We start from the raw sequence: 14,980 nt of genomic DNA, 5'->3' as shown, positions 1-14,980 counted from the left end.
GCAGTTTCCACGCCGGCGCTGCCCTTACAACGCTAGTGGTTGGCGAAAGCAGCGGTGAGGGCTCAATCTCCCCCCTTGCGGGGGAGATGTCCGGCAGGACAGAGGGGGGTGGGCGGGAACGATACCCTAGCCCGATCTTTGCGTCCGCACCGGTCCCCTCATGACCGCCTACCTCCTCAAGCGCCTCGCCATCGCCGTCGTCACGCTGGTTCTGGCCTCCATGGTGGTCTTTGCCGTGCTGGAGATCATTCCCGGCGACCCGGCGCGGCTGATGCTTGGCCTGAACGCCAGCGCCGACCAGATCGAGTTGCTGCGCAACCAGATGGGTCTCAACGCTCCCGTCGTGCTGCGCTATCTGCATTGGGCCGGCGGCTTGCTGAGCCTCGATTTCGGCCGTTCCTACACCTATTCGGTGCCGGTCATCGATCTGGTCCGTGAGCGCCTCGTCGTCTCTCTGCCGCTGGCGCTGATGGCGCTGGCGCTGTCCACCATCATTGCCATTCCGGTCGGACTGTTTTCCGCCAGCCGGCGCGGTCGCGCCGGCGACACGATCGCGATGGGTGCCGCCCAGCTTGGCGTCGCCGTGCCCAATTTCTGGTTTGCGCTGATGCTGATCTATCTCTTCGCCGTCTGGCTGCGACTGGTGCCTGGCGGCGGCTTTCCCGGCTGGGGCGCCGGCGTCTGGCCGGCGCTGAAATCGCTGCTTCTGCCGGCGGTCGCTCTCGCTCTGCCGCAGGCGGCGATCCTCGCCCGGGTCACCCGCTCGGCGCTGATCGAAGTGCTGAACGAGGACTACATCCGAACCGCCCGCGCCAAGGGCCTGCCCTATCGCCTTGTCTTGTGGCGGCATGCGCTGCGCAACGCCATGATCCCGGTGGTCACCATTCTAGGCCTGCAATTCGCCTTCCTGCTTGCCGGCACCATCATCATCGAGAACGTCTTCTATTTGCCCGGCCTCGGCCGGCTGGTGTTCCAGGCGATCAACCAGCGCGACCTGATCGTGGTCGAGAGCGTCGTCATGCTGTTGGTTGCCGCCGTCATCGTCGTCAATTTCATTGTCGATCTCTCCTATGCGGTGGTCGATCCGCGCCTGAGAGGCAGGCAATGACGCTGCACATCGATATCCCCGACGAGAACCTTGCCGGCATCCTGGCCAAGGCGTTTCGAAACCGTTCGTTCCTTGCCGGCTTCGTCATCACCGCACTGGTGGCCGCGGTCGCGATCATCTCCTTCTTGTGGACGCCTTACGACGTCACCAGGCTGGTCATTTCCGACAAGACCCAGGCGCCGTCGCTGGCGCACTGGTTCGGCACCGACCATTTCGGTCGCGACATCCTGTCGATGATCATGGTCGGCGCCCGCAACTCGATTGCCGTGGCGCTGGTGGCGGTCGGCATCGGCATGGGCGTCGGCGTGCCGCTCGGCGCCTTTGCCGCGGCACGCGGCGGCTTCGTCGACGACGTGCTGATGCGGCTGAACGACCTGGTCTTCGCCTTTCCGGCGCTGCTTTCGGCAATCATGATCACCGCCATCTTCGGGCCGGGCGCGTTCAACGCCATCATTGCCATCGGCATCTTCAACATCCCGGTGTTCGCGCGCGTCGCCCGGGCCGGCGCCCTGGCGATCTGGCCGCGCGAATTCATCCTCGCCGCCCGCGCCGCCGGCAAGAGCAGGACGCTGATCAGCATCGAACATGTGCTGCCCAACATCGCCACGCTGCTGCTGGTGCAAGGCACCATCCAGTTCGCCCTGGGCATACTGGCCGAAGCCGGGCTTTCCTATGTCGGGCTCGGCACGCAGCCGCCGATGCCGAGTTGGGGCCGCATGCTGTTCGACGCCCAGACGCGCATGGTGGTGGCGCCCTGGATGGCGATCTTTCCGGGCATGGCGATCGTCGTCACCGTGCTCGGCCTGAACCTGCTTGGCGACGGCATCGCCGACATTCTCGATCCGAAGTCGCGGCGTCAGCGATGAGCCTGCTCGAAATCGACAAGCTGTCGCTGACCATCGGCGACACCGCTATCCTCAGAGACGTCGAGCTTTCCGTCGCGGCCGGCGAAGTAATGGGGCTGGTTGGCGAATCCGGCTCCGGCAAGTCGATGACGGCGCTCACGCTGATGCAGCTTCTGCCCTGGGCGGCGCACGCCAGCGGACGCATCACCTTCGACGGCATCGACATCCTTGCCGCCAGCGAGGACCAGATGTGCGCACTGCGCGGCGACGACATCGGCATGGTTTTCCAGGAGCCGATGACGGCGCTCAATCCGGTCAAGACCATCGGCGAGCAGGTCGCCGAGGGTATTCGCTGGCACACCAGGGCGAGCCGCGCCGACGCCGAGGAACGGGCGCGAAAGATACTCGACCGGGTCGGCCTGCCGGCAGCACAATTCCCGCTGTCGCGTTATCCGCACGAACTTTCCGGCGGCCAGCGCCAGCGCGTCGTCATTGCCATCGCCTGTGCGCTGAAACCCAAGCTGCTGATTGCCGACGAGCCGACGACGGCGCTCGACGTGGTGCTGCAGGCGCAGATCCTCGACCTGCTGCGAGACCTCGTAGCGGAAAACCGTATGGGTCTTCTGCTCATCTCGCACGACCTCGCCGTGGTGACCGAGATGGCGGACCGCATCACCATCCTGCGCCATGGCGAGGTAATGGAGGCCGGCGATACGGCGCGCATCCTGTCCGAACAGCTTCATCCCTATACCCGCCAACTGGCGCAGGCCTCGATGCATGTGCCCGCGCGGGCCAAGACACACGAGGGCGGCCGAGCCAAACCGCTGCTTCAGGTAGAAAACGTGACGCGGGACTATCCGGGACGGCGCATATCGCTGTTGAAACGCGCGGCTGCCATCCGGGCCGTCGACGATATCTCTTTCTCGATGGCGCCCGGCCAGTCGGTGGCGCTCGTCGGCCGTTCCGGCTGTGGCAAGTCGACGCTTGCCCGCATGGTTCTGGCACTGGACAAGCCGACATCAGGGACAATCCGCTTCCGTGGCGACACCCTCACCGGCAAGAGCGAGGCGGAGCTGAGGCCGGCGCGGCGCGACATGCAGGTCGTGTTCCAGGACCCGTATGGTTCGTTCGACCCACGCCAGAAGGTCGAGAGATTGGTGGCCGAGCCGCTGCATGTGCTGGAGAAGAAGCCGGCGCCCGCCGCGCGGCGCGAGATGGTGGCGCATGCGCTGCACGAGGTCGGCCTCTCACCAGGCGACATGGACAAATACTCGCACGAGTTTTCGGGTGGCCAGCGCCAGCGCCTGTCGATCGCCCGCGCCATCATCACCCGGCCGAAGCTGGTCGTCGCCGACGAGCCGGTCTCGGCGCTCGATGTCTCGATCCGCGCCCAGATCCTCGATTTGTTCGCCGAGCTCAACCAGAAGCTCGGCATCGCCTATCTGTTCATCACCCATGATCTGACCGTCGCCCGCGCCATCACCGACGAAGTGATGGTCATGCACGACGGCAAGATCGTCGAGCGCGGCAGGACGAGCGAAGTGCTCGACCACCCGCAATCCGAAGCCGCCAAGGCGCTGGTCGCCGCCGCTCCCGATTTGCATCGGGCAATTGCGAAAAGGCTGCAGGAACAGGGGTGAGCAGCTTCGCGACTCAAAGCCCGTTTGCCCACTATCCGTTGGATCCGTTCGACTCCTTGAGGTTTCCATGAGTACTCAGATACCGTGGGTTGAGAATACCGAAATAGCTTTGATTAGAATCGAATTGTATTCGGTTGTGATTGAAGCGTTATCAAGGGATTCTGGAAATTGGATTTCCATTGGTTTAAACGTTGACTTTCAAATCTATCGCTCGGATGAATTTTCAAAGTACGGTGTTGTAAAACACAGTGGCTCACTGCCAATCCTTTGGAATCTGATTGGGGCAAGCATCGTTTCAGTTGAATTCGATCAAGGTACCCTCGAGATAAAATTAGACGTCGGCGCATACATCTCTGTCGAAATAGAAGCTGAAAGACTGGAGCAAGTTACTTTCCGCCGCCTTGGGTCAAACGCACTCGAGCACCTTCCCTGATCGGCAAGTCTGGCTCCGGGTCAAAATTGTCGGAACTACGGTGACAGAATTGGCACTGCACCCGGTAATTCTGTGACAGGAATTACGGTGACAGGCAAACTCGCCCGCCAGGATGTCACGCTGGGAACGCTCACCCACACACCGCGACCAGCGTGCGCGATGCTTCCGGCCAGACGCTGCGCACCCAATATCTGCCGGTGCAGCTCGACTTCGGCACGGTTGCCGCCCCGCTGCAATACACGGCCGCCAACAAGCTGCTCTCGGCTTCAGGCTTCATCACCTCGACCATCTACGAGGCCGACGGCCAGACCAAGGAGATCACCTATGCCAATGGCGTAAAAACGTCCTTCATCTACTCGCCGACCCGGCGCTGGGTCACCCGCGTCACCACCGCCAAGGGCGCCACGATCCTGCTCGACGACCAATATGCCCGCGATCTCCTCGGCCGCATCACCGGCACGACGGGGCTGACGGCTTCCGACAGCTGGACCTATGGCTACGACAAGGCCGACCGGCTGACCCTAGGCGATAATCTCGGCAACAACACGCTCGACGAGACTTTTGTTTACGCCGCCAACGACAATCTGACCTCGCGCACGCGGGTTGCCGGCACCTATGTTTACCCGGCGGCGACAGCGCCGCGTCCGCATGCCCCGACCGCGGTCGGCGTCAAGACGCTCACCTACGACGCCAACGGCAACATGACCTCCGACGGCACCAGGACGCTCGCCTGGGACGAGGCCAACCGGCTGAAGACCGTCACCCAGGCCGCCAGCACCGTGTCGCTGTTCTATGGCCCGGATGGCAGCCGAGCCAAAAAGACCTCATCCGTCGCCACCACGCTCTATCCCGACGCCTCGGTCGAGATCAATCCGGCGACGCCGGGGGCAGAAATCTACACCCGCTATCCCCATCCCGACGTCAAGGTCACCGGCACGGTAAAAGCCTTCCTGCACCGCGATCACCTGGCCTCGGTGCGCATGGTCACCGATGCCACCGGCGCCGTCGCCGAACAGACCAACTACGCAACCTACGGAGAACGCCTCAACACCGGCTTCCAGACGCAGAAGAGCTACATCGGCGAACGCTTCGACCCCGAGACAGGCCTGCTCTACCTCAATGCACGGTACATGGACCCGCTGCTGGGGAGATTCATCTCGCCCGATGACTGGGATCCGACGCTGCCGGGCGTCGGCACCAACCGGTATGCCTACGCCCAGAACGATCCGGTCAACAAGAGTGATCAAAATGGGCATGCCACTCCGACCTCACCGCGAGATTCAGATGCTGATGCGCCCACAGCTGGCGGCGGCAACCAAGCAGGTGATGCCACAGATCACAAGGACGGACTTGCAAATGCTGCCAAGGATGCGGAAGATAATTTCCCGGGGGTAACGGGTAAGAAGAAGGCATCTCAGGGCTCAGTCAAGGTTGCTGGCCCAGCGATCGCTCCAACACAAGCACGTGTGCCTCCGGATGCGATCTTCCCAGGCGCTAATTGGAGATGGAGCCCAGACGCTCCCAATTCGAGGGGTGGCACTTGGACTACCAAGGTTGGCGATACGCGCTATAGTGCCAGTTGGGACGTCAAAGACCAGCACTGGGACGTACAAACCCAGCCTACAAAACAAAACCCATTGGGATCTCGTCAAAGATACAGCAGATGGGGTGTCCCGCTGTCGAAAGAACAAGCTCACACTCGTCCACCTGGACCATTTCGCGGTCCTTTCGAAGGACCAATGCTAGTTGTCCCAATTGGTCCGCTAATGGAGATGATGAAGCGGGGGGGTGAAATGTGGGGCTGGACAGATCCAGACTACAGATCGTGAGGACAGATTAGATTTATCACCCATAGCCATCCCAGGTGTTAACAATATGCTCATGATGACGATGCAGCAACAAGAGGAATTGGGATGGACAACAATAGATCTCCCTCAAACGTGAGCCGTAACTATGAATTTTCTGAGCAAAACCGATTGCGAATCGTTGATTCAAAGACGCCTAGGAGGTAAAGGAGAAGACGTTCGTACGTTATTAACCCGCGGCGGTTCAACAAAAATAAGTGATATCGATAAATTTTACGTTTCAAATAGAATTTTATCTACTTATCGTATTATTTTAGAAGAAAATAGTAGCGCGTTCGATGAGTGTATAGCTTTCTTTGACAGTATCGGTGTATGGCCGTATCAACAAGACGAGAAGTTATCTCAGCTGCTATGGAGACACTACACAAGACATTTTCCCGCTGAGCGTCCAGGAATTGTCTTTTCGAGATTTGAATTCGAAAAGATTTATGCATTTTTCTGTGTATCATTCTATTCAGGATGGGACTCGGCTCTTATATTTAATGAATTCAATTGGATTTATTTCTCACACGACGAATACATGCTGTGCAGATTTGAAGACAAAAGCATAGAGGATTTTCTGAAGAAGTAGACCGGTAGAATTCCGGTAAATCCTCATGAATTACGGTGACACCCATTAGCCGGCCCCTCGTCAAGGGCGCGCAGAACGTTTTGGCGACGTCAGCCGCCAATTTGCATCTTTCTTTTCCTTCCCTCAGCGGCAGGTTTTGAACCGCACCCGTTTCTTCACGCTTGGCTGCGAGAACGATCGCGCCATACACCCGTAAGGATCAAGCACTCATAGGGATCAAGGGTTGGTCAGGCCTTGCGGCTTTCCCTCGCCACCGGCGGCCAGAGCGCCGACACCCGCTTCGTCTCGACCGCCACCTACAACACGGTCTGCGGGCTGCCGGCGGCGAAGACCGACTTCAACGGCCTGATCAAGACCTTCACCTACGATCCGTTCTGCCGGCCCTACCAGGTCTCGCAGAGCATCACCGGCGCCTATGCCAAGACGCGTTTCGAGAACGAGGGCAATCCGGCGACACAGGCATTGGCCAAGCTGACGCCGCTGCCCAATGGCGCCGGCGAGGATTTTACCCGCTCCTATTATGACGGGCTTGGCCGGGTCTACCGGGTGGAAACGCCTGGGGAGACGGTGGCCGGCGCAAAGCGCATCGCCGATACCGATTTTGACCTGCGTAGCAATGTCCTGCGCACCGCCTTCCCGCGCTTTGTCGGCGACACAGCGCAGTGGACGACGAACAGCTACGACTGGAACGACCGGCTGGTAAAAACCCTCTATGCCGATGCCAGCCAGGCCATCTTCGCCCACAGCCTCGACACCGGCACGGGGACTAATCCGCGGCTTTACGCGGTCACCCAGACCGACCAGATCAATGCGACGACCACGCGCCAGTCGAAGAGCGTGTCCTCGACGCGCGGCGATGTCGTGCAGATCGTGCGCGATCTCGGCGGGCTTAATCTGACGGAGGGCCGCAGCTACGATGTCCTTGGCCGGCTGGTCGGGGTCAGCGATCCCGGCGGCTCGAACTGGTCCTACAGCTACGACATGGTCGGCAACCGGCTTTCGGCAACCGATCCCGATCTCGGCTCATGGTCGTACATCTATGACGCCGCCAACCGGCTGACCAGCCAGACCGACGCGCGCGCCACCGTCTCCGCGCTTGCCTACGACCAGATGGACCGGCTGACCCTGAAGACGGCAACGCCCTTCGGCGGCAGCGCGGTGACGCTGACGCAAAACACCTACGACCAGGCAGCGGCCGGCTTCTACAATGTCGGCCAGCTCACCACCTCCACCAACCCTGCCGCCACGCAAAGCAACAAATATGACGGCTTCGCCAAACTCGCCCGCCAGGACGTCACGATCGGCACGCTGACCCACACCACGACCAGCGTGCGCGATGCGTCTGGTCAGACGCTGCGCACCCAGTACCTGCCGGTGCAGCTCGACTTCGGCACGGCGGCCGCCCCGCTGCAATATACGGCCGGCAACAAGCTGCTCTCGGCTTCAGGCTTCATCACCTCGACTATCTATGAGGCCGACGGCCAGACGAAGGAGATCACCTATGCCAACGGGGTGAAGACGTCCTTCACCTATTCGCCGACCCGCCGCTGGCTGAACCGCGTCACCACGGCCAAGGGGCGCCACAATTCTGCTGCTGCCTCAGCCTTGCGACTTCACCACATCGGCCGGGCTGATGTCGAGCAGTTCGAGGGTGCGGCGCAGCAGCTGCATCTCGCTCCCGGCAAGTTGCGAATCGGCCTTGGCGATCTCTGCCATGTGGCGGGCGAGCAGTTTGCGCCGTTCGATGTCGAGGTCGCGAAACTGAGCGATGGCCTGCGAGCCGTTGGTCTCGTAGCCGAACTCGTTGAGATATTCGATGACGCTGTCGATGCTGGTTTCGGGAATGCCGAAGGCGTCCCGGCAGATGCGCCTGAAGGCGGTCATTTCGCTTTCGCTGACCGATCCATCGGCCAGGATCATGCGGAACAGCATCAGCAGCTCCGCCGACAGCACCGGATCGTCCGCCACCTTGCGCACGCCGGGGTCGCCATCGAAGATCGAGCGTATCTGGTCCAGCAATCCCATCGCCGTCAGCCCCTTCCGATTCGTCGGGAAGGTAGCGCGGAATCGGCTTTGCGCAAACGGGGTCGAATGGTGGAACCCGCCATATTTTCTCGCCGGAAACTGCCGGCCAATCCGATAAGCCCGCTGCGTGGGCTCATTGGTGTGTGACCGCGCGACTGATACTATGCCGCTGTACGAATCATGTTGAGGAGGGACCGAACATGAATCTCAGTGCGCCTACCCAGCTTATTTTCATCATATCCCTTGTCATCGCCATCATCGGCGTTCTCGCCGCGCTTGGCGTTCTTGCTTTCATCCCTTTGAATGCCGCGTGGATTGTCGTCATCGCCTACATCGTGCTGGCCGCCGGCTGCCTGATGCGCGGCGCTTAAACAATTCAGAATCTCAGGCAACTCGGAGCGCCCGGCCAAAAGCCGGGCGCTTTTGATTCTGCAGGATGGTCTGTTAGAATTCCTGGACGAGGGAAAGCACATGCCCGCCAGCGAAGACGGCAGCCGCCACGACGGCCCAGGGCTCGATCGGTTCGAGATGGTGCGGCGCGCGCCCAGTCATCGGCTTCAGGGCGCCGTCACCGACATATGCGGCTTTCGCGAAACCATTCCAGGCCATTTCCGCGCCGTCGAATATGCCTCGCTGACCGTGCCGCTGGTCATCAGCTTTGCCGAACCCTTTGCCATCGGGCTCGGCAAGGACCCGAGCGACAATGACCGCTTCGCCAGTTTTGCCGCCGGCCTTTATGCCGGCCCGGTGGTGATCGAATCCTTCGGCGGCGCCTGCTGTGTGCAGATCAATTTCACCCCGCTTGGCGCCCGTCGTTTCTTCGGCCGGCCGATGAGCGAACTGACTGACCGCATGGTCGGCCTGGATGACGTGCTCGGCGTCGAAGGCATCGCGCTTCGCGAAAGGCTTGGCAATGCGCCGGATTGGAGCTCACGCTTCGCCATCGCCGAGGCCTTCGTCGCGAACCGGTTGGCAACCGCAGACCGCACTCAAGCCGACATAGTCTGGGCCTATGAGACGATCGTCTCGACGCGTGGGCGGATCCGCATCTCGACGCTGGCCGAAAAGCTTGGCTGGAGCCGCAAGCATCTTACCGGAAAGTTTTCGGACGCGGTCGGCACCGGCCCAAAAACGCTGTCGCGAATTGTCCGCTTCAACCATGCGCTTGGCCTGTCGAGACAGGCCAGCAGCGATTGGGCCGACATCGCCGCCGACTGCGGCTATGCCGACCAGGCGCATCTGGTGCGCGAGTTTCGCGACCTCGCAGGCGTCACGCCGACGACTGTCGCCGTGAGGTAACATTTCTTCAAGACGCGCGACCGGCCTTCGCCCAGACTGGGTTGATCGACCAACACAGCGAAGGAGATCAGCCATGCCGAACACCACCGAAGCACCGCGGCTTTACCCGGCGCTACGCTACAGAAATGCCGGCAAAATGATCGACTGGCTATGCGAGGCCTTCGGCTTCAGCGTCCGCGCCCGCTATGGCGAAGGCGACGTGGTGCACCATGCCGAACTCGCATTCGGCTCCTCGATCATCATGCTCGGCACGGCCCGCGACGATGCCTATGGAAAGATGGTCGGCGCGCCCGGCTCGGGCGGCGGCAAGTCGATCTATGTCGCGGTCGCTGACGCCGACGCGGCATACGCGCGGGCAAAAACCGCCGGCGCCGAGATTCTGGAAGAGCTCACCGACCGCGACTATGGCAGCCGCGAATTCATCTGCCGCGATCCGGAAGGCAATGTCTGGTCGTTCGGCACCTACTGGCCGAAGGCCGACGAAGCCGCCAGCTAACGCGCCAGCCCGAAAATCGCGTCGCAGTCGAGGTGGGTTTCCAGTTCGGCTGCGATCTCGTCCAGTGCCCGGTCGACCTCGGCGCGGTAGTCGATGCCGCCGCCCTTGACGCCGAGGCTTTCGAGGAATTTCGCCCGGAAGGCATCGGCGGAAAACAGACCGTGCATATAGCTGCCCAGCACCTTGCCGTCGGCCGAGATAGCGCCGTCATCGATGCCGTTGATGACGGCGGACGGCCGCAGCGCGTCGGGACCGGTGGTGCGGCCGAGATGGATTTCGTAGCCCTCGAGCGGCAGATCGAACGGCACCGAGCGCGCGCTGACATTGCGCACCGTCTTTTCCGGTTCCATCACCGTTTCGACGTCGAGCAGGCCAAGCCCTTGCGCCTCGGTAACGCTGCCCTCGATGCCATCGGGATCGCGCACGACATGGCCGAGCATCTGGAACCCGCCGCAAACGCCGACGATATGGCCACCGCGTTTCCTGTGCGCGGCGAGGTCGCGGTCCCAGCCGTTCTCGCGGAATTTCAGGAGATCGCCGATCGTCGACTTCGAGCCGGGAATGACCACCAGCCCTGCATCTTCGGGCAAGCGCTGGCCAGGCGGCACGAACACCACCTCGACCTGCGGTTCGGCCTTGAGCGGGTCGAGATCGTCGAAATTGGCGATGCGCGAGAGCACCGGCACGGCGACCTTCAGCGCGCGCTTCTCGCCTGACGCCAGCCGTTCGAGCACGACGGAATCTTCAGATGGCAGCCGCGCCGCCGCCTTCAGCCACGGCACCACACCAAAACAGCGCCAGCCTGTGAATTTTTCGATCGCCTCGATGCCATCGTCGAACAGCGAGACATCGCCACGGAACTTGTTGATGAGATAGCCGACGATCATGCGCCGGTCCTCGTCCGGCAGGATCAGGTGGGTGCCGGCGACCGAGGCAATGACGCCGCCGCGATCGATATCGCCGACCAGGATCACCGGCACGCCGGCGCGCGTCGCAAAGCCCATATTGGCAATGTCGCGGCTCCTGAGATTGATCTCCGCCGGCGATCCCGCGCCCTCGACAATGACCAGATCGGCGTCCTCGCCGACCGTCGCCCAGGAGTCCAGCACCGCGTCCATCAGCCTGCCCTTCAGCGCCTGGTAGTCGCGCGCCCGCGCCTCGCCGAACACCTTGCCCTGCACGACGACCTGAGCGCCGACATCGGTCTGCGGCTTGAGCAGCACCGGGTTCATGTGGACGGTCGGCGCCACGCCGCAGGCGATTGCCTGCAGCCATTGGGCGCGGCCGATCTCGCCACCGCCTGAACCGCCGGGAATATCGGCGACAGCGGCGTTGTTCGACATGTTCTGCGGCTTGAACGGCCGCACTTTCAAGCCGCGCTTCTTCGCCGCGCGGCATAGGCCGGCGACGAGCACCGTCTTGCCGACATCCGAACCCGTGCCCTGCAGCATGATCGCTTTGGCCATATCAGCCCCTGCCCTGCGCAACGGTTCCGGTGATCGTCGACTTGGCCGCCAGTGGCCCACCGCGCCAGAGATAAAGCGCCAACAGCGGCTCCCTGCCGGTGCGCATGGCGTGGCTGACGCCAGAGGCATGGTGGATCACCTCGCCCGCCGATCGAAGGTGAAAACCGCCATCGCCCATGCGCCATTCGGCGCCGCCGGTCAGCGGGATATAGATCTCCTCCGCGACATGATGATGGTCGGGGTAGACGATGTCGGGTCCAAGGATCAGCAGACCGCCCGCGACCTCTTCATTGACGAAATGGCCGCGTGTGCCGAACACCTCCAGCCAGCCGTAATTCTCCACGAAAATCCCGCCGAAATCCGCCTCGCCATAGGTCTGGCCCCAGTGCAGATCGCCGCGACGCTCCGCAACCAGCCGCGCCAGCGGCTTGGCCGCAGCGGGAGCGAGTTCGACGATACGGTCAAGCTGGACGAGACAAGGCAGTGCATGCGGCTCGAGCGGCCGACCCGGCATGTCCCAGCCGACCCGGGTCACGGCGTCGCGCACCAGCGCATCGTCAAACGTCTGGAGATAGGCCTGGAAGCGTCCAAGCAGTTCGTCGAAATTTGTCGTCACACATTGCTCCAAAGCACATTCGCGCACAGCGGCTGCCCAGATAATTGGATCGAGACGGTCGGGTTGCGCGGCGGCATCATTGGTCTAGATTGGACTGCGCGCAAAGCCAAAAACGACAGGCCAGCAGGCCGGAAACATCAGGGAGCACGCCATGGACGCCGCTGTCGATGCGGGCACCAGCCAGTTCGAACTCAACGAGGACCAGCGCGCCATCCAGGAGATGGCCGAGGCCTTCGCCGCTGACCGCGTCGCGCCGAATGCGCTCGACTGGGATCGCAACAAATATTTCCCCGCCGATGTGATCCGCGAGACAGGCCCGCTCGGCCTTGGCGGCATCTATGTCCGCGACGATGTCGGCGGCTCAGGGCTCGGCCGGCTCGACGCCGTGCTGATCTTCGAGGCGCTTTCGCGGGCCGATCCGGCGTTTTCCGCCTTCATCTCGATCCACAACATGGCGGCATCGATGATCGACCGCTTCGGCAGCGACGAGCAGCGCCGGCGCTTCCTGCCGAAGCTGACCTCGATGGAATGGCTGGCAAGCTACTGCCTGACCGAGCCGGGCTCGGGCTCGGATGCGGCGGCGCTGAAGACGCGCGCGGTCAAAAGCGGCAGTGACTATGTGCTGAACGGCGTCAAGCAGTTCATCTCGGGTGCCGGCGACAGCGACCTCTATGTCGTCATGGCGCGCACCGGCGCCGACGGGCCGAAGGGCATTTCCACCTTCGTCGTGCCGAACGATGCGCCCGGCCTTTCCTTCGGCGCCAACGAGCACAAGATGGGCTGGCACATGCAGTCGACCCGCCAGGTCGTCTTCGAGGATTGCAAGGTGCCGGCCGAAAATCTTTTGTCGGCTGAAGGCGCCGGCTTCGGCATCGCCATGGCCGGGCTCGATGGCGGCCGGCTGAACATCGCCGCCTGTTCGCTCGGCGGCGCGCAATCGGCGCTCGACAAGGCGCTCGCCTACACCGCCGAACGCAAGGCTTTCGGGTCGAAGATCAACCAGTTCCAAGCGCTGCAGTTCAAGCTCGCCGACATGGAGACCGAACTGCAGGCAGCGCGCGTCTTCCTCTACACCGCCGCTTCGAAGCTCGACCACAAGGCGCCGGATGCCTCGAAATGGTCGGCGATGGCCAAGCGCTTCGTTACCGACACCGGCTTTAATATCGCCAACGACGCCCTGCAGCTGCATGGCGGCTATGGCTATCTGCACGATTACGGCATCGAGAAGCTGGTGCGCGACCTGCGCGTCCACCAGATCCTCGAAGGCACCAACGAGATCATGCGCGTCATCATCGCTCGCGCCCTGATCGGACGGTAAAGCCAGCAAATACCGGGAGAAAAACGATGACCACCATCGCCTTCATCGGCCTCGGCAATATGGGCAATCCGATGGCCGCCAATCTGGTCAAGGCCGGGTATGCCGTCCACGGCTTCGACCTGGTGCCGGAAAACCTCGTCATCGCCAGGGAGCACGGCGTCGTCATCATGGCCAATGCCGTTGCAGCGGTGAAGGATGCCGATGCGGTCATCACCATGCTGCCGGCGGGCAAGCATGTGCTGTCGGTTTACGCAGACATCGCGGCCAAGGCGAAAAAAGGCGCGCTGTTCATCGATTCCTCGACCATCGACGTCGAGTCGGCCCGAAATGCCCATGCCATCGCCGCCAAGCATGGGTTGCTGTCGATCGACGCGCCGGTCTCCGGCGGCACGGGCGGTGCGGCAGCCGGCACGCTGACCTTCATGGCCGGCGGTTCGACGGACGCCTTCGCCAAGGCCGAACCAATCCTCAAGCCGATGGCTGGCCGCATCGTTCATTGCGGCGACGACGGCGCCGGACAGGCGGCGAAGATCTGCAACAACATGATTTTGGGCATTTCGATGATCGGCGTTGCCGAGGCCTTCGTACTGGCGGAAAAGCTCGGCCTGTCGCACCAGGCGCTGTTCGATGTCGCCTCGACGTCGTCCGGCCAGTGCTGGTCGCTGACCACCTACTGCCCGGTGCCCGGCCCGGTGCCGACATCGCCCGCCAATAATGGCTATAAGCCCGGGTTCGCGGCGGCACTGATGCTGAAGGACCTGAAACTGTCGCAGGAGGCCGCACTGAGCGCCGGTGCGGTAACGCCACTCGGCGCGGAGGCAGCCCAGCTTTATGCGCTGTTCAACGCGCAAGGAAATGCCGGCGCCGATTTTTCCGGCATCATTAATTTCCTCCGTGGTGACCCGGTATAAGCTCCAAGTTCACAGGTTTTCGATCTGCCCAAAGCGGAAAGTCGGCAAATTTAGGTTTGCTTAAGCTCTTGCTAACCCTGCAGTAACGATGTGCGTTTAAAACGGATTGCGAGGCGGACATCCGCCCGGCGCTCCGGATCAGGTCTCGCGTACCGGAGCCCGTAAGTTTCGCAAGTGTATTGTTGGCGAAGCGCCATGCGTATCTGGCAAAGCCGCGTTCCGATGGAGCGCGGTTTTTGCATTTTCACCATGTCGTCGGGCTATATTCCGATTGCCGCGTCGCTGACGCGGCCCTTCCGTGCTGTCTCAGTCGTCTAATCGCGGACCAAAATGCAAGCCCAAATTTGTATTGAGGCGTCGTTTGCCGGGAGCACGGTCGTCTTCGCG

The 14,980-nt window shown here is 62.0% G+C and carries 14 protein-coding genes; 11 read left to right on the top strand and 3 right to left on the bottom strand.

Going from position 1 to position 14,980, the window contains the following annotated elements; genetic code table 11:
• The first annotated feature begins 160 nt into the window (after nucleotides 1–160).
• The 6 genes from NKJ46_RS16750 (at nucleotide 161) to NKJ46_RS16725 (ending at nucleotide 6,462) form a co-directional block, all read left to right on the top strand.
• Nucleotides 161–1,108: an ABC transporter permease gene (locus NKJ46_RS16750; protein ID WP_352665974.1), complete on the top strand. Its 948-nt coding sequence runs from the start codon at nucleotides 161–163 to the stop codon at nucleotides 1,106–1,108.
• Nucleotides 1,105–1,974 carry an ABC transporter permease gene (locus tag NKJ46_RS16745; protein ID WP_352665973.1) on the top strand — a complete coding sequence of 290 codons (870 nt, stop codon included), beginning with the start codon at nucleotides 1,105–1,107 and terminating at the stop codon, nucleotides 1,972–1,974. The genes NKJ46_RS16750 and NKJ46_RS16745 overlap by 4 nt, the downstream gene beginning before the upstream one ends.
• Nucleotides 1,971–3,593 (top strand): ABC transporter ATP-binding protein, encoded by a 1,623-nt coding sequence (locus NKJ46_RS16740; RefSeq protein ID WP_352665972.1) that lies wholly within the window; start codon nucleotides 1,971–1,973, stop codon nucleotides 3,591–3,593. The genes NKJ46_RS16745 and NKJ46_RS16740 overlap by 4 nt, the downstream gene beginning before the upstream one ends.
• Before the next feature lie 67 nt (nucleotides 3,594–3,660).
• Nucleotides 3,661–4,026: a hypothetical protein gene (locus NKJ46_RS16735; protein WP_352665971.1), complete on the top strand. Its 366-nt coding sequence runs from the start codon at nucleotides 3,661–3,663 to the stop codon at nucleotides 4,024–4,026.
• Nucleotides 4,027–4,178: 152 nt separating this feature from the next.
• A complete protein-coding gene (locus NKJ46_RS16730; RefSeq protein ID WP_352665970.1) occupies nucleotides 4,179–5,855 on the top strand; it encodes an RHS repeat-associated core domain-containing protein in 1,677 nt (558 codons plus the stop codon).
• A gap of 124 nt (nucleotides 5,856–5,979) precedes the next feature.
• A complete protein-coding gene (locus NKJ46_RS16725) occupies nucleotides 5,980–6,462 on the top strand; it encodes a hypothetical protein (RefSeq protein WP_352665969.1) in 483 nt (160 codons plus the stop codon).
• A 1,599-nt stretch (nucleotides 6,463–8,061) separates the two neighbouring features.
• Here the strand turns inward: NKJ46_RS16725 and NKJ46_RS16715 are convergent.
• Nucleotides 8,062–8,487 (bottom strand): tellurite resistance TerB family protein, encoded by a 426-nt coding sequence (locus NKJ46_RS16715; protein WP_352666076.1) that lies wholly within the window; start codon nucleotides 8,485–8,487, stop codon nucleotides 8,062–8,064.
• 200 nt (nucleotides 8,488–8,687) lie between these two features.
• On the opposite strand from NKJ46_RS16715, the gene NKJ46_RS16710 reads away from it, so the two are divergent.
• The 3 genes from NKJ46_RS16710 (at nucleotide 8,688) to NKJ46_RS16700 (ending at nucleotide 10,282) form a co-directional block, all read left to right on the top strand.
• Nucleotides 8,688–8,858, top strand: coding sequence for a hypothetical protein (locus NKJ46_RS16710; protein WP_023676480.1), 171 nt, complete (start codon nucleotides 8,688–8,690; stop codon nucleotides 8,856–8,858).
• Between the two features lie 100 nt (nucleotides 8,859–8,958).
• The gene (locus NKJ46_RS16705) at nucleotides 8,959–9,786 is read left to right on the top strand and encodes a helix-turn-helix domain-containing protein (RefSeq protein ID WP_352665968.1); all 828 of its coding nucleotides are present in this window, start codon (nucleotides 8,959–8,961) and stop codon (nucleotides 9,784–9,786) included.
• A gap of 73 nt (nucleotides 9,787–9,859) precedes the next feature.
• Nucleotides 9,860–10,282 carry a VOC family protein gene (locus NKJ46_RS16700; protein ID WP_352640468.1) on the top strand — a complete coding sequence of 141 codons (423 nt, stop codon included), beginning with the start codon at nucleotides 9,860–9,862 and terminating at the stop codon, nucleotides 10,280–10,282.
• On the opposite strand, the gene NKJ46_RS16695 is transcribed toward NKJ46_RS16700, so the two are convergent.
• On the bottom strand, nucleotides 10,279–11,748 hold the full coding sequence (locus NKJ46_RS16695) for a cobyric acid synthase (protein ID WP_352665967.1): 1,470 nt from the start codon (nucleotides 11,746–11,748) through the stop codon (nucleotides 10,279–10,281). The genes NKJ46_RS16700 and NKJ46_RS16695 overlap by 4 nt on opposite strands.
• A 1-nt stretch (nucleotide 11,749) precedes the next feature.
• Nucleotides 11,750–12,364 carry a dimethylsulfonioproprionate lyase family protein gene (locus tag NKJ46_RS16690; protein WP_352665966.1) on the bottom strand — a complete coding sequence of 205 codons (615 nt, stop codon included), beginning with the start codon at nucleotides 12,362–12,364 and terminating at the stop codon, nucleotides 11,750–11,752.
• A gap of 151 nt (nucleotides 12,365–12,515) precedes the next feature.
• Between NKJ46_RS16690 and NKJ46_RS16685 the strand changes: the two genes are divergently transcribed.
• Nucleotides 12,516–13,682, top strand: a complete 1,167-nt coding sequence (locus NKJ46_RS16685; RefSeq protein WP_352665965.1) for an isobutyryl-CoA dehydrogenase — start codon at nucleotides 12,516–12,518, stop codon at nucleotides 13,680–13,682.
• Nucleotides 13,683–13,708: 26 nt separating this feature from the next.
• Entirely contained in the window at nucleotides 13,709–14,593 is an 885-nt protein-coding gene (gene mmsB, locus NKJ46_RS16680) for a 3-hydroxyisobutyrate dehydrogenase (RefSeq protein WP_352665964.1), read from the top strand.
• The last annotated feature ends 387 nt before the right edge of the window (nucleotides 14,594–14,980 follow it).

Origin of the sequence: Mesorhizobium sp. M0166 (assembly GCF_040322255.1) — a bacterium.
Lineage (GTDB): Bacteria > Pseudomonadota > Alphaproteobacteria > Rhizobiales > Rhizobiaceae > Mesorhizobium.
This window is presented reverse-complemented; position numbering and strand designations above follow the sequence as displayed.